This is a genomic window from Microbacterium sp. 1S1, assembly GCF_008271365.1.
In the GTDB taxonomy this organism is placed as follows: Bacteria; Actinomycetota; Actinomycetes; order Actinomycetales; family Microbacteriaceae; genus Microbacterium.
Genome location: NZ_CP043430.1, coordinates 1750330 through 1765611 on the forward strand (window position 1 = coordinate 1750330; position 15282 = coordinate 1765611).

Annotated in this window: 12 protein-coding genes; 7 read left to right on the forward strand and 5 right to left on the reverse strand. The window is 71.5% G+C overall.

Features of this window, described 5'->3' with window-relative positions; genetic code table 11:
• Positions 1–39 precede the first annotated feature (39 nt).
• A complete protein-coding gene (locus FY549_RS08555) occupies positions 40–861 on the forward strand; it encodes a hypothetical protein (protein ID WP_149084659.1) in 822 nt (273 codons plus the stop codon).
• Positions 862–944: 83 nt separating this feature from the next.
• Here the strand turns inward: FY549_RS08555 and FY549_RS08560 are convergent, their stop codons facing one another.
• Positions 945–1403, reverse strand: coding sequence for a GNAT family N-acetyltransferase (locus FY549_RS08560; RefSeq protein WP_149084660.1), 459 nt, complete (start codon positions 1401–1403; stop codon positions 945–947).
• Between the two features lie 164 nt (positions 1404–1567).
• Between FY549_RS08560 and FY549_RS08565 the strand changes: the two genes are divergently transcribed.
• Positions 1568–3787, forward strand: a complete 2220-nt coding sequence (locus FY549_RS08565; protein ID WP_149084661.1) for an NADP-dependent isocitrate dehydrogenase — start codon at positions 1568–1570, stop codon at positions 3785–3787.
• A 164-nt stretch (positions 3788–3951) separates the two neighbouring features.
• On the opposite strand, the gene FY549_RS08570 is transcribed toward FY549_RS08565, so the two are convergent.
• Entirely contained in the window at positions 3952–5442 is a 1491-nt protein-coding gene (locus tag FY549_RS08570; RefSeq protein ID WP_200838965.1) for a L,D-transpeptidase family protein, read from the reverse strand.
• 115 nt (positions 5443–5557) lie between these two features.
• Positions 5558–5962, reverse strand: a complete 405-nt coding sequence (locus FY549_RS08575; protein ID WP_149084663.1) for a RidA family protein — start codon at positions 5960–5962, stop codon at positions 5558–5560.
• A gap of 25 nt (positions 5963–5987) precedes the next feature.
• Here FY549_RS08575 and FY549_RS08580 point away from each other — a divergent pair, with 25 nt between their 5' ends.
• From FY549_RS08580 to nagB, 5 genes are all read left to right on the forward strand, one after another.
• Positions 5988–7205, forward strand: coding sequence for an alanine racemase (locus tag FY549_RS08580; RefSeq protein WP_149084664.1), 1218 nt, complete (start codon positions 5988–5990; stop codon positions 7203–7205).
• The gene (locus FY549_RS08585) at positions 7196–10465 is read left to right on the forward strand and encodes a family 20 glycosylhydrolase (RefSeq protein ID WP_149084665.1); all 3270 of its coding nucleotides are present in this window, start codon (positions 7196–7198) and stop codon (positions 10463–10465) included. The genes FY549_RS08580 and FY549_RS08585 overlap by 10 nt, the downstream gene beginning before the upstream one ends.
• A 79-nt stretch (positions 10466–10544) precedes the next feature.
• Positions 10545–11732, forward strand: a complete 1188-nt coding sequence (locus tag FY549_RS08590; RefSeq protein WP_149084666.1) for an ROK family transcriptional regulator — start codon at positions 10545–10547, stop codon at positions 11730–11732.
• 31 nt (positions 11733–11763) lie between these two features.
• Positions 11764–12729: an ROK family protein gene (locus FY549_RS08595; protein WP_187614835.1), complete on the forward strand. Its 966-nt coding sequence runs from the start codon at positions 11764–11766 to the stop codon at positions 12727–12729.
• On the forward strand, positions 12722–13501 hold the full coding sequence (nagB, locus tag FY549_RS08600; RefSeq protein ID WP_149084667.1) for a glucosamine-6-phosphate deaminase: 780 nt from the start codon (positions 12722–12724) through the stop codon (positions 13499–13501). The genes FY549_RS08595 and nagB overlap by 8 nt, the downstream gene beginning before the upstream one ends.
• Before the next feature lie 10 nt (positions 13502–13511).
• On the opposite strand, the gene FY549_RS08605 is transcribed toward nagB, so the two are convergent.
• Both FY549_RS08605 and FY549_RS08610 read right to left on the reverse strand, forming a co-directional pair.
• Positions 13512–13919 (reverse strand): NUDIX hydrolase, encoded by a 408-nt coding sequence (locus tag FY549_RS08605; RefSeq protein ID WP_149084668.1) that lies wholly within the window; start codon positions 13917–13919, stop codon positions 13512–13514.
• Complete coding sequence (locus tag FY549_RS08610; protein WP_149084669.1) at positions 13912–15276, reverse strand: FAD-binding oxidoreductase; 1365 nt, start codon at positions 15274–15276, stop codon at positions 13912–13914. Before FY549_RS08610 ends, FY549_RS08605 begins: the two co-directional genes overlap by 8 nt.
• Positions 15277–15282 lie beyond the last annotated feature (6 nt).

Here is a 15282-nt window from a genome sequence, read left to right on the forward strand (position 1 = left end):
GTCCGGGCGCTCGTCCGCTGCGGTCGGTAGCATCGAGGGATGGACCCCTTGCTGCTCGTCGCGGAGTGGTGGTGGCTCGCGCCGACCGCCGCCGCCGGCGTGACCGCGGGCGCGATCGGAGTCCGTCGTCGCACCACGCGCAGTGGCCGTCGCCTGGAGTATGACGCGGCCCGGCATGACCTCCGCGAGGCTCAGCAGCGCGCGGTCCTGCGTCGGACGGCGCTGAAGGTGGCGCGGGCCGACCTCGCGCGGGTCTCCGCGGAACGAGCTGCACAGCGGGCGACCGCTGAGCAGGTGTCGGGGGCCCGGCGCATGCTGAGGGAGCGGGAGCGCGATGCCAGGGCCGCTGCGGCCGAGGTCCGCGCCCGGCGCGTCCGGATGAACGCGGCGCGCGCCTCGATCCCCGCCGGTTCCGCCCCGCGGCCGCTCGAGCGCCTGTACGCGGAGCACGACGCCGTGACCGCCCGCTGGATGCGGTACGAGACCGACCCGGCGCTGCAGATCGCCTATCCGGAGATGACGGACGTCAAGCGACCGGAGACGGCCGCCTACCTGCGCGCGGCGGGCGCCGCGGTCGAGGCGCGACGGCAGACGACCGGCCGGATCACCGCAGCCGAGTACGCCGCCTACCGCGATGCCGTGGCGGAGGTCGAGCGGGCGTTCGAGGCGGCCGAGCACGCGGCGAAGGTGCAGACGGGCGAAGCGCCGCCGACTCCGGCTTGGCAGGACGCCGCGCAGGACATGCTGCATCGTTCCGCGGAGGCCATCGATCGAGCGGCGGGTGCTGCCGCATCGGCGCTCGCGGCGTGGAACAGCCGCCGCGGCAAGGGCACACCCCCGGACGGCGCCGGTCCGCGCTGAACCGACTCGGACGCGTCGTGCGGCGCGCGCCGAGGGCGACGGAGTCTCGATGGGGGAGGGGATTCGAGACCCCGCCGCCGGTCTCAGGAGGGGACGCGGATCTCGGCGATCACCTCGCCGTAGGCGGTCTCCCCGACGGGGGTGAAGCCGACTCGGCGGAAGAACGCCTCCGGACCGTCCTCGCCGGCCTCGTAGATGACGTTGACGTGGTCGACACCGCGATTGCGAGCCTCCTCCACGAGGCTCTCGACGGCAAAACGGCCGACGCCGCGACCCTGGTCGTCCGCGTCGACGTTGATGCGCCACAGAACGGAGCGGAAATGCTCCTCCGGTGCCTCGTCGTCGAAGTTGGCGCTCACGAAGCCCACGACCTCGTTGCGGTCCAGGATCACCCGCTGCCAGGAGGTCTGCGGGTTGATGACGGTGGCCGCGATGCCGTACGAGACGGGGGCGAGGAACTGCTCCTGTCCGGGCTTGAGCGACAGGTTGTTCACGGCGACGATCGTCGCGGCGGAGAGTTCGACCATGCGCAGTTCGGACATGTCCCCAGGCTAGCCCCTCCCGTCGGCGCATTCATCACCCGCGGGGACTTTTCACGGAGGTCGCCCGTTCGTCCGGGTCGAGACCGCGACGGCCCCGTCGGGGTGGAGCCGCTCAGGTATCTTGGTATCGAGACAAATAGACCTCGTGAACGGAGAACCTCCCGGTGACCGACGACGCCATCATCTACACCTACACAGACGAGGCACCGGCGCTGGCCACCGCCTCATTCCTGCCGATCATCCAGGCCTACACCGGCCAGGCGGGGATCGAGTTCGAGACGCGGGACATCTCTCTGGCCGGCCGCATCCTCGCCGCCTTCCCGCAGAAGCTCACCCCCGAGCAGCAGGTTGGCGACGCGCTGGCAGAGCTGGGCGGACTCGCCACGCTGCCCGAGGCGAACATCATCAAGCTGCCGAACATCTCGGCGTCGATCCCGCAGCTCAAGGCGGCCATCGCGGAGCTGCAGCAGCAGGAATACGACATCCCCGACTTCCCGGACGAGCCCTCGTCGCTGGAGGAGAAGGACGTGCGCGCCCGTTACGACCGCATCAAGGGCTCGGCCGTGAACCCCGTGCTGCGGGAGGGTAACAGCGACCGCCGAGCGCCTCTGGCGGTGAAGAACTACGCCAAGAAGCACCCGCACCGCAACAAGCCGTTTGCCGAGGGGTCGAAGACCCGCGTCGCGACGCTGGGCCACGATGACTTCAAGCACAACGAGCGCTCGTGGGTCGCCGCCCACGACGACGTGCTCTCCTTCCGCCACACGGCGAAGGACGGCACCGTCACCGTGCTCAAGGAGGGCCTCAAGGTCCTTCCGCGCGAGATCATCGACGCCACGTTCCTCTCCGCGAAGGAGTTGGACGCCTTCCTCGCGGAGACGCTCGAGGCGGCGAAGACCGACGACGTCCTGTACTCGGTGCACCTCAAGGCCACGATGATGAAGGTCAGCGACCCGATCATCTTCGGCCACGTGGTGAAGGCATTCTTCAAGGACGTCTTCGACCAGTACGGCTCGCAGCTCGCCGAGGCGGGTCTCAGCGCGAACGACGGTCTCGGCTCGATCCTCGCCGGGCTCGCCGACCTCGCGGGCGGTGCCGAGATCGCCGCGGCGTTCGACAAGGCCATCGCCGATGGGCCGCGCCTGTCGTACGTGAACTCCGACAAGGGGATCACGAACCTCCACGTCCCGAGCGATGTCATCGTCGACGCGTCCATGCCCGCGCTCGTCCGCAACGGCGGCAAGCTGTGGGGCAAGGACGGCGAGGAGGCCGACACGATCGCGGTCATCCCCGACTCGTCCTATGCCAGCGTCTACCAGGCGGTGATCGACGACGTCATCGCCAACGGGCCGCTCGACCCTGCCACGATCGGCACCGTCCCGAACGTGGGCCTCATGGCCCAGGCGGCCGAGGAGTACGGCAGCCACGACAAGACCTTCGAGATCGCCGCAGACGGCATCGTGCAGGTGCTCGACAGCGAGGGCACGGTCCTCATCGAGCACGAGGTCGGCGAGGGCGACATCTGGCGCGCGACCCAGACCAAGCACATCCCGGTCATGGACTGGGTCAAGCTCGCGGTCGGTCGGGCTCGCGCGACGGGCGCCCCCGCGGTGTTCTGGCTCGACGCGAACCGCTCGCACGACGCCCAGATCATCGCGAAGGTGCACCAGGGTCTCGCCACGCTCGACACCAAGGGCCTGACGATCACCATCCTCGCGCCGGAGGAGGCGACGCGGTACACGCTCGCCCGCATGCGTCACGGTCTGGACACCATCTCCGTGACCGGCAACGTGCTGCGCGACTATCTCACCGACCTGTTCCCGATCCTCGAGGTCGGCACGAGCGCCAAGATGCTCTCGATCGTGCCGCTCCTCGCCGGTGGTGGGCTGTTCGAGACGGGAGCGGGCGGTTCCGCGCCGAAGCACGTGCAGCAGCTCGTCGAGGAGAACTACCTGCGCTGGGACTCGCTGGGCGAGTTCTTCGCGCTGGCGGCCTCGCTCGAGCACTTCGCCGACCGCACCGGCAACGAGAAGGCGCGGGTGCTCGCCGAGACGCTGGATGCCGCGACCGGTACCTTCCTCGAGGAGGACCGTTCACCGGGCCGCGCGCTCGGCACCATCGACAACCGCGGCAGCCACTTCTACCTCGGCCTGTACTGGGCGCAGGAGCTGGCGAAGCAGACGAAGGACCCGGAGCTCGCCGCGGCCTTCGCCCCGGTCGCCGAGAAGCTCGCCGCGAACGAGGAGACCATCGTGTCCGAGCTCAACGCGGTGCAGGGCAAGCCCGTCGAGATCGGCGGTTACTACCGCCCCGACGAGAACCTCGTGGCGGCGGTCATGCGTCCGTCTGCAACGCTCAACGAGATCGTCGACGCACTGCGCTGAGACGACAGAAGGGGGCGGATGCTGCGGCATCCGCCCCCTTTGCCGTCTGCCCCCGCTGAACCGGGCACGACTTCGGAGGCGGCGGGCGACACTCCGAGGGCGCGGTCGTCAGAACGGCGTGTTGCTCCGCGACTGCGAAGCTGTGCCCGACGCAGAACTCCGGGTCAGTTGTAGACGGCGACCTCGAGGCCCTCGGGGGACCAGTCGTAGACGTACTTGGCGAGGTCGATCGGCAGGTTGACGCAGCCGTGGCTCATCCGGTTGCCGAAGTTGTTGTGCCAGTAGGTGCCGTGGAAGCCGATGTTCGGGGCGAACCAGGTGATCCAGGGCACGTCCTCCGTGCAGTACGGCGCCCCTTCGAAGCAGCCCATGTCCTGCATGGCGGTGTGTGCGAACACCTTGAAATTGCCGGTCGGGGTGGGTGTACCGGGAAGGCCGGTCGACACCGCCCAGGACTGCACGACCTTGTCGTTCTCGAACAGGTAGGCCCGCTGCGTGCTGAGGTTGATCTCTGCGCGACGGAACAGGTTCGTCGTCTCGAAGGGCGTCTCGGTGACGGAGAGCGCGAAGGCGCCGTCACCGGCGGCGAGCTGCGTGGCGAACTGTTCGGCGATCTGTGAGGTGTCGCCGAGGGCGCGTCCGGTGGTGCCCTCCTGCTCCGCGCGAAGCACGGTGCCCGCGGAGTCGACGATGTTCGTCGCGTTGACGGGCTCGCGATTCACCGCAGCGGGCAGCGTGTCCACGGTGGCCTGGATCGCCTGCGGGTCGGCCTCGATGCGGAGCTGACCGTCGTCGTCGACCACGGTCAACCAGGAGGCCGCGACCGCGGGGGAGACCGGGACGGTCCGCTCTTCGCCGACGTAGAAGCCGACCGTCGAGAGCATGGTGTTGAGCGTGGTCGCGGTCGCCGCGGCGTCGTCGTCGGACACCGCGGGCAGAGCCTCGGCCGGGCCGCCCGGATACTCGAACGCCGTGCGTCCGTCGGACACGGCCTCGGTGAAGGCGGCGTTCAGGTCGGCCACGTCGATGCCGGTGCCCGGGACGGACGGTGTGACCGAGTACGTCCCCTTGGCCGCATCGAAAACGACAGAGGCATCGACAGGATCGACGAAGCTCGCCGGTACGGCGTCGCGGAGCGCGGCGGAAGCGGTCTCCTGGTCGAGGACGATGTCGGCCGGCACCGGGTCGCCCATCCACGCGCCGAGGTTCCACATCGGGTGTGCGGAGAAGGCGGCGTCGGCAAGGGCCGTGGCATCGGCGGTCGCGCCCAGGTCGGCTCCGGTGAGCACGGCGTCGTCGCCCTCCCCGGTGAGGGTGACTTCCGTCTGGGCGAGGTGCGAGTCGATCGCCTCGGCGGCCGCACCGGGGGTCATCCAGCCCACGGGGATTCCCGCGACGGTGGTGCCGGGAGCGATCAGGATCATCGAGGCGGCGCCGGCGCCGAGCACGAGGGCGCCCACGCCGAGGCCGATCCACAGGCCCAGGCGGCGCTTCTTCGGAGCCGGGTCCGTGGGGGCCCAGGCGAGGGGCTGCTCGCCGGTCTGCGGCGGAACCGTGTCGGTCGGAGCGTCGGACGGCGTCAGGACGCTCGTCGGCGTCGCATCGTCGGGCTGTGCCCCCGTTGCAGCGCCCGGCGCTGAGATCAGATCGGTCACGAACCACACCCCCCGCAGTCTCGACGTGTCCTGACGTCCATGGTACGGGATGGCTGGTAACGAGGAGGAAACGGTCCTGATAGGGTTCCTCCCCGCAGGTTCCGCGGCGGGACGGTCAGTCGATCACGGCGAGGCCGTCGATCTCCACGAGCATCTCCTCGCGCGGGAGACCGGTGAAGACCGTCGTGCGCGACGGCAGGACGCCGCTCGTCGTGTGCGCCTCCACGAACGCTCCGTACGCCTCGTTCATGATCGGGAAGTCCTCGCGCTTGGTGAGGTACACGCGCAGCATCACGACGTCGTCGAACGTGGCGCCGGAGGCCTCGACGATGGCCTTGACGTTCTCCAGGGTGCGCGTGGTCTGTGCCGCGACGTCGCCGGGGTACAGGTACTCGTTGGTCTGCGGATCGACCGGGCCCTGGCCGGAGACCTGGACGATGGGGCCCTTGCGGACGCCCTGCGAGAAGGTGTGGGCGGGAGCGGGGGCGGCGTCGGTGGAAACTCGTGTCTTCGCGGTCATGCCGCCAGCCTAGTAGCCTTGTTAGATGCCTCTACAAATTCCGGATCCCGTTCTCGGCGCGTGGGCGAAGGGCTTCCCGGTGCGTACCGCGGGGCTGCGACTCTCCGAGGTCGCCGGGGCTGGTCTGCACCTCTCCGACCTCGTCACCCCGGTGCTCACGGTGCACGCCGAGGCGATCGCGCACAACGAAGAGACGGTGTTCGGCTGGGCGGCGCGGGAGGGCGTCCGCCTCGCCCCGCACGGCAAGACCACGATGGCGCCCGCCCTGTGGCAGCGCCTGCTGGATGCCGGAGCCTGGGGCATCTCCGTCGCGACCCCGTGGCAGGCTCGCGTCGCGGTGGAGGCGGGGGTCCCCACGGTCCTCATCGCCAACGGGGTCACGGACGGCGCGGCGGCCCGGGAGCTGGGCGCGCTGCTGGCCGCGGACGAGAACCTGCGGATCCTGTGCGGAGCCGATTCGCTGGCCGGCGTCGCCATCCTCGCCGAGGCGCTCGCCGAGGCCCAGCGCCCCCTCGACGTGCTCGTGGAGCTCGGTGGCGCGCAGGGACGCACCGGCGCCAGGACGGTCGGGGAGGGCGAGCGCATCGCCGAGGCCATCGCGGCGGCTCCCGGTCTCCGCCTCGCCGGGGTGACAGGCTACGAGGGGCCTTTCGGACCCGACCGGTCTGCGGCCTCGGTCGAGGCGGTCGACGGCTTCCTCGCCACCCTGGTCGAGCTGCACCGCCGACTGCGGTACCCCGAGGGACTCCGCCCCGTGCTCAGCGCAGGGGGGAGCTCGTTCCCCGACCGCGCCGCGGCCGTGCTCGGCACCGCCGCCGGAGAGGCCGAGGTCGTGCTGCGGTCCGGGGCGTTCCAGATCCACGACGACGGCTTCTACTCCCGCATGTCGCCCTTCGGGCCGCTGACGGACACGGCGCCGCTCCGCTCCGCGATGCACGCGTGGTCGCGCGTGGTCTCGCAGCCGGAGCCCGGGCTCGCCCTACTCGACGCCGGGCGGCGCGACGTGCCCTTCGACATCGACCTCCCGGTGCCGCAGTCCGTCTCGGGGACGGTGACGGCCCTCAACGACCAGCACGCCTTCCTGCGGCCGGCCGACGGATCGACGGTCGACGTCGGCGAGGTCGTCCGGCTGGGACTCTCGCACCCGTGCACCGCCTTCGACAAGTGGCGTGTCGTCGCCGTGATCGACGACCCCGACGCGGCGGACCCGCGGGTGATCGGAGCAGTGGCGACATGCTTCTGAGCGCCGAGAAGGCGGCGGCGGGCGGCGTGCGCGTCTACCGGCGTGCCACGGTCGTCGATGGCACCGGTTCCGCCCGATACGTCGCGGACGTCGCGATCGAGGGGGCCCGGGTCGTCGCGATCGTGCGCGACGAGACGGAGACCCTCGAACTGCCGGAAGGAGCCGTCGACGTCGACGCGTCCGGTCTCGTGCTGGCGCCCGGCTTCATCGACATGCACGCGCACAGCGATCTCGCCGTGCTGCGCGGAGTCTCCCACGACGCCAAGATCCGGCAGGGCGTCACGACCGAGGTGCTCGGCCAGGATGGCCTGGGCTATGCGCCGTTGGACGATGCCACGGCGTCGGTCATCCCCGCCCAGATCGCGGGGTGGAACGGGATGCCGGCCACCGTCCCGTGGCGGTCGATGGACGACCTGCTGGGGGCGATCGACGGCGCGTCCGTAGCCAATGCGGCCGTTCTCGTCCCGCAGGGCAACCTCCGGATGATGGTCGTCGGTCACGACAACCGCCCCGCGACGCCCGCCGAGATCACGGCCATGGCCGACCTCCTCGGCCAGGCGCTGGACGCCGGGGCCTTCGGGATGTCGAGCGGTCTCACCTACACCCCTGGCATGTACGCCGACGTCGCGGAGCTGGAGGCTCTCTGCCGCGTGGTCGCCGATCGCGGCGGCTACTGGGCTCCGCACACCCGCAGCTACGGGCGCGCGGCGCTGGACGCGTATCGCGAGGCGATCGACATCGGCCGTCGCACCGGGTGCCCGGTGCACCTCACGCACGCGACCATGAACTTCGAGCCGAACCGGGGACGTGCCGCCGAACTCCTGGCCCTCGTGGACGAGGCCGTGGCCGACGGGGTCGACGTCACGCTGGACACCTATCCCTACCTGCCGGGGGCGACCACCCTCGCCGCGCTGCTGCCGAGTCGGCTGGCCGCGACCGGCGACCTGCTGGCGGCGCTGGCGGGACTGGATGCCGAGGGTCGCGAGGCCGTCCGCGTGGAGCTCGAGGAGATCGGCTGCGACGGGTTCCACGGGGAGGTCGCCGACTGGTCGGTGATCCAGATCTCCGGGACCGCGAACCCCGCGCTGGCCGGACTCGTGGGCCGTACCGTCGCCGACATCGCGGGGGATTCCGGGCGGCGGCCGGTCGACGTGGTGATCGACACCATCCTCGCCGACGCGGGGGCCACCGGCGTGCTCATGCACATCGGCGACGAGGACAACGTCCGCGCCATCATGCGCCATCCCCGCCACTCCGGCGGGAGCGACGGCATCCTCATCGGAGCCAGGCCGCACCCCCGCGGCCGCGGCACCTTCCCGCGCTACCTCGGCCACTACGTCCGGGAGCTGGGGGTTCTGAGTCTCGAGCAGGCGGTGCGTCACCTGTCCGGCAACCCGGCTGCGCGCCTGGGCCTCGACCGTGGAGACGCCCCGCGCGGCGTGGTCCGCGTGGGGTCCACCGCGGATCTGGTGCTGTTCGACCCGGAGACCATCGCGGCCGGGGCGACGTTCGACGACCCGCACGGTACGCCGCACGGCGTCCACGAGGTCCTCGTGGGCGGGGTCCCCGTCCTCCTCGGCGGTGAGCCGACGGGGGCCGTCGCCGGTCGTGCGCTGCGGATGCCGCCTGCGGCGCCGCGCGCGACGGTGCCACAGATCCCGGCACGGATCGACGCGCTCGCGCCCGGTTTCCGGTGGACACCGGCGACGCCGATCGAGGCCGCTCCCGAGCTGGCCGCCGCGGTCGCGCGGCTCGGCGGGGGCGGTGTGGACGCCGGAGCCCCCGCGATCCGCCTCGTGATCGACGCGGAACTGCGGAGCGCGGCGGACGCGGCCGGGCGCCACGGCGACGAGGCCTTCCGAGTGACGGTGTCCGCCTCCGGGATCGAGATCGCCGGTGCGAGCCCCGAGGGGGTCTTCCGTGGGGCGACGACGCTCCGGCAGCTCCGCGATCCCGATCTCGATCCCACGCTCCCGGCGATGATCCCCGCCGGCCGCTGGGAGGGCTCACCCGCGTACGCCTGGCGGGGAGCGATGCTCGACGTGGCCCGGCACTTCCGGCCGCCGGAGGACGTGCGTCGCCTCATCGACCTCCTCGCCGACCACCACCTCACCATCCTGCATCTCCACCTGACCGACGATCAGGGCTGGCGCTTCGAGGTGCCCGGCTACCCGCGGCTGACCGAAGTGAGCGCACGGCGCGAGGCCACCCAGCGCGGACACGGCCCCGAGGCGACGGTGGAGCCCGGGCGGCACGAGGGTTTCTACACCACGACCGAACTGCGCGAGCTCGTGCGCTACGCGGCGGAACGTTTCGTGACGCTCGTGCCGGAGGTCGAGCTCCCGGGGCACATCCAAGCCGCGCTCGCCGCGTATCCGGAGCTCGGTAACCTCGACGTCGCGGAGCCCGCGACCGGTCCTTGGGAACGCTTCGGCGTGAATGCCCGCACCCTCGCGCCGACCGAGGAGGCACTGGCGTTCGGGCGTGCCGCCATCGACGCGCTGTGCGACGTCTTCGGCTCCGAGTGGATCGGAATCGGCGGGGACGAGGTGCCGGTGACGGAATGGGCGGAGAGCCCGGCAGCAGCGACGCGGATGGAGGAGCTCGGGCTGACCACCCCGCACGACGTGCAACCGTGGTTCACGGCGCACTTCGTCGAGCACGTCCGCAGCAGAGGGCGGACGGCGCTGGCCTGGGACGAGGTGCTGGAGGGCGAGGTCCCCGACGGGGTGCGCATCCTCGCCTGGCGGGGACCTGTCGCCATGCGGGAGGCGCTGCGGCGGGGGATCCCGGTCGTGGGCTGTCCGGACCTCGAGGTCTACCTCGATTACCCGCAGTCCGAGTCCGCGGAGGAGCCCATTCGGGTGGGCCCACCGCTCACGATCGAGCGTGCGTACTCGTTCCGGGTGGTCGAGGGCGCGGTCGGCGGTCAGGCGAACGTCTGGACGGAGCACCTGCCGAGCAGGGATCGGGTCGACTTCGCGATGTTCCCCCGCCTCGCCGCGATCGCGGAACGCCTGTGGCTCGGGGGAGAGCCGGCGCCGTTCGCCGAGTTCGCCCGGCGTCTGCCCACGCACCTCCGGCGACTGGCAGCGGCGGGCGTGCGGTATCGTCCGCTGGACGGTCCGACGCCGGGGCAACGGCGACCGGGCGTGCCCGGCAAGCCGATGACCGTGGAGACGAGGGAAGGGATCGTCGCCGGATTGGTCCAGCGCCTGCGGCAGCGGGCGGAGGATGAGGGTCGGCCGCCGGCCGTCTGATGTCACGTTTCGGTAACCCTGCCCGCGGAATCGCGCGGGACAGTTGCACAAATCCTGTTCGTAAGGTCTACTAACAAACATGTCCGTTTCGGATGATCAGCGCCCGACGGCGGCGACCGACTTCGCCGCCGCGAATGCGCACGCCTTTGGCCCGGCGCGGCACCTCCGTTCGCGCACCAAGGTGCTTCCGGAGCACGCCCGCGGTCACAACCGGGCCCTCGTGCTGCAGACGCTCTATCACTCAGGCGCGATGAGCCGCGCCGACCTCTCCCGCGAGACGGGTCTCACCCGCGTCACGATCTCCGACCTCGTCGCCGAGTTCATCGCCGACGGGATCGTCGTCGAGATCGGCGTCCGCGAGGCGGTCGGTCCCGGCAAGCCTCCCATCCTCATCGACATCGACCGGGTGGGGCACCAGATCATCGGTCTCGACCTGTCCGGTCCGAGCGCGTTCGAGGGCGCCGTCCTCAGCCTCGACGGCGACGTCCTGGAGCGGCGAGAGGTTCCGCGGCCGGAGACCCCCGACGGGGACGCCGCGTATGCCGCGCTGCACGCCTTGGCGCAGACCCTCGTCGGGATCGCGACGCAGCCGGTCCTAGGCGTCGGGATCGGCACCCCCGGCGTCGTGCGCCCCGACGGAGTGGTCCTGAGCTCACCGAACCTCGGCTGGACCGACTTCCCCCTCGAGGCGAAGCTCAGCGCCGATCTCGACCTGCCCGTGCTGGCGCGCAACGATGCCAATGCGGCGGTGCTCGCCGAGTACACCTTCGGCGAGGCGGAGGCCGACTTCATGCTCATCAAGATCGGCCGCGGCGTGGGTGCCGGGCTGATCACCGGCAGCCAGCCGCTACTCGGCAGCCGATTCGCCGCCGGGGAGATCGGCCATGTCGTGGTCGGCACCGACGGCGGTCCGCGATGCGCCTGCGGGAAGATCGGCTGTCTCGAGGCCTGGCTCAGCGTGAGCCGCATGCAGAAGGCGCTCGATGCCGACCCGGCGGCGCGCGAGGAGATCCTCCGCGACTCCGGCACCCGCATGGCGATCGCCATCGCGCCGATCGTGGCCGCGCTCGACCTGTCCGAGGTCGTCCTGTCCGGTCCGTCGGAGCTGTTGAACGGGACCCTCATCGACGCTGCCGTCCAGACTCTGCACGCGCGCACACTCGAGGGCGTCTTCGAAGACGTCATGATACGCCTCACCCACCAGGACGACATCGTGCTCCGCGGCGCTGCGGTCATGGTGCTGTCCGGGCAGTTGGGTGTCTCGTGAGGACCGCGGCCGCGACCGGGAACGGCACCCGATGACCGTTCCTCTCACCGCCGACCTCTCCGGTCGGCCGATTCGTGTGGGCCTCGACGTGGGCGGTACCAAGATCGACGCCGTCGCCGTCGACCCCGCCGGTACGATCCTCGGGCGGCTCCGGCGACCCACCGGCTGGGGAGAGGACGCCGTCGTGGACAGCATCGTCTCGACGGTCGTCGCTCTCGCCGACGACATCGGCCTTCCCGTCTCCGCCGTCGGATCGGCCGGCATCGGCATCCCCGGGCTCGTGGACGCCGAAGCCGGACGCGTCCTCCACGCCGTGAACCTCGGTGTGGAGTCGCTCGACCTCGCGACGCGCGCGGCGCAGGCGCTGGGTGTGCCCTTCCGCGTCGAGAACGACGTGAAAGCGGCCGCGCTCGGGGCCGCTGTCCTGAGCGACATCGCCGGCTCGATGGCGTACCTCAACCTCGGAACCGGCGTCGCTGCCGGGATCGTCGTCGACGGACGCATCTGGCGCGGTGCGCGGGGGACCGCCGGCGAGGTGGGGCACCTCTCGGTCGATCCGCGCGGGCGCCTGTGCGGGTGCGGTCAGCGCGGCTGCGTCGAGACCTTCTGCGGGGGAGGAGCGCTGGCGAAGGCCTGGGGTCGTCCCGGGGCGCTGCCGGTCAAGGACATCGTCGAGGCGGCGGAAGCCGGGGACCCGCACGCGCTCGGGCTCCAAGCCGACCTCTTCTTCGGGGCGGCGGCTGCGGTCCGGGTGCTCGTGCTGTCGGCCGACGTCGAGACGGTGGTCATCGGCGGGGGACTCACAGCTCTCGGCGGTCGGCTCGCGGACGGCATCCGGGCGGCTCTCCAGGCCGGCGCCGAGGCGTCACCGTTCCTGAGGTCACTGCGCTTGGATGAGAGAATCGAACTGCTCCCCGCGGGTTCGCCCGCCGCCGCGTTCGGCGCCGCTCTGGTGGGCGCTTCCATTTCTGAGAAGGAGATCGTTCCGCATGGCTGAGGTCGTCATCGTCGAGAATGCCGAGGCCGCCGGCGCCCTGGTCGCCACCGAGATCGTCGAGCTGATCGACCGCCGCCCGGACGCGGTGCTCGGGCTCGCCACGGGGTCGACACCGCTGCCGGTCTACCAGGCGCTCCGCGGCCGCCTCGCCGGACGCGACGTCTCGCAGGTGCGCGGCTTCGCGCTCGACGAGTACGTGGGCATCGATCCCTCCCACCCGGAGAGCTACCGCTCGGTCATCACCCGTGAGGTCGTGGAGCCGCTCGGCCTCGACCCGGAGCGCATCCACGTCCCGAACGGCGCGGAGGCCACGATCCAGCACGCGGGTGAGGACTATGACGCCGCCATCGCCGCGGCCGGCGGCGTCGACCTGCAGATCCTCGGGATCGGCACGGACGGCCACATCGGGTTCAACGAGCCCGGATCGTCCTTCGCCTCGCGGACGCGGGTGAAGACCCTCACGGAGCAGACGCGGGAGGACAACGCCCGCTTCTTCGACTCCATCGACGACGTGCCGATGCACTGCATCACGCAGGGCTTGGGCACCATCCTGGAGGCTCGCCACCTCGTGCTCCTGGCGTTCGGCGCCGGCAAGGCGGAGGCCGTCGCGGCTGCGGTCGAAGGGCCGCTCACCGCGCTGCTCCCGGGGTCGGCCATCCAGCTCCACCCGCACGCGACGATCGTCGTCGACGAAGCCGCCGCGTCGAAGCTGAAGCTCGCCGACTACTACCGCTACACGTTCGCGAACAAGCCGGCCTGGCAGGGCATCTGACCCCGAGGCGCTAACGCGTTCCGGCCGGCCAGGCGAGCGGCAGCAGATGCTCGACGCTCAGCGGTGCCAGCGGGAGCGTCACGGCGTCTTCGGGAGTGATCCAGCGCAGTTCGGCGAGCTCGGCCTGCACCCGGACCCCGGTCGGGTCGATCGAGGCCGCGAACGCGTCGGCCACGACGCGGTGGCCCGGTTCGTTGGCTGCCGCCGACACGAAGCGCCCCAGCGGCCGAAGGTCGCCCTCGGCGAGCTCGAGGCCCAGCTCCTCGTGCAGCTCGCGGAGGAGGGTCTCTGCGGGCGACTCGCCCGGCTCCGGCTTGCCGCCCGGCTGCATGAACCGGGTCGTCCCGTGCTTGCGGACGACGAGCACGCGGCCGTCGTCGTCGACGATCACGGCGGCGCTCACGTGGATGTCAGGCATCGGGGGCGAAGACCTTTCCGGGGTTGAGGATCCCCAGGGGATCGAACACGGCGGCGATGTCGCGCTGGAGCCGCCACTGGTCGTCGCCGAGCTCGTCCGCGAGCCATCGTCGCTTCAGGACGCCGATGCCGTGCTCGCCGGTGAGCGTGCCGCCCAGGCGGAGCGCGGCGCGGAACAGCTCGTCCGCAGCAGCCCAGACCTGCGGCGGTGTCTCCGTGCCCTCGAAGATGAAGTTGGGATGCAGGTTGCCGTCGCCTGCGTGGGCGACGGTCGGGATCGTCATGCCGAACTCACGCTCGATGCGGGCGATCTCGTCGAACATCGCGGGCATCGCGCTCCGCGGCACCGACACGTCCTCGATGAGCGTCGTCCCCAGCGAGGCCATCGCGGCGTGCATGGAGCGTCGGATCGAGAGGAGTCGATCGCCCTCGACAGGATCGTGTGAGACGACGGGGACGCCGTCGTGGGCTGTCACGATCGCCGCGATGGCCTCTGCCTCGGCGCGCGCGGCCGCACCATCGGTCTGGATCGTGAGCTGAGCGGCTCCGGGCGTCGGTGCGGGCAGGGCGAGCAGGGCGTGGACGGCGGCGAGGCTCGCGGCGTCCATGAGCTCCATGATCGCCGGCTGGATCCCCGCCGCTGTCACGGCGGCGGAGGCCGCGGCTGCAGCGCGCACGCCAGGGAAGGTCGCCGCCACCGTGCAGGTCTCGCCCGGCACGAGTCGGCGCAGCTTGAGGGTGGCGCCGACGACGACGCCGAGGGTCCCCTCCGAGCCCACGACGAGCGCCGTGAGGTCGAGGCCGGTGACGCCCTTCACGCTGCGATGGCCGAGGTGCAGCAGCCGCCCGTCGGCGAGGACGAGATCGACGCCGAGGACGGCGTCGCGCACGACGCCGTACTTCGCGCACAGCAGCCCGCCGGCTCCGGTCGCGATGTTGCCGCCGACGGTCGAGATGTCCCGGCTGGCGGGGTCGGGCGCCCACCACAGCCCCTCGGTCGCGAGGCGCGCGTTGAGCTCGGCGTTGAGGATGCCCGGCTCGACGACGGCGAGGAGATCGTCGGGGCGGACCTCGAGGACGGCGTCCATCCGGCGGAGCGAGAGGACGATCTCACCCGCGCCCGCGTTGGCGGCACCGGCGAGTCCGGTGCCGGCACCGCGTACCACGACCGGGGTGCGCGTGGCTGTCGCGATCCGCATCGTCCGCTGCACGTCCTCCACGCTCTCGGCATGGACCACGGCCAGGGGAAGACCCACCGCGGCATGTCCGGAGCGGTCGGCTCTGGCCTCCTCGCGCGCGTGCTCGCCGACATCGACGCGCGCGCCGAGCGCGTCGCGGAGCAGCGAGACCACGCTCACGGCCGT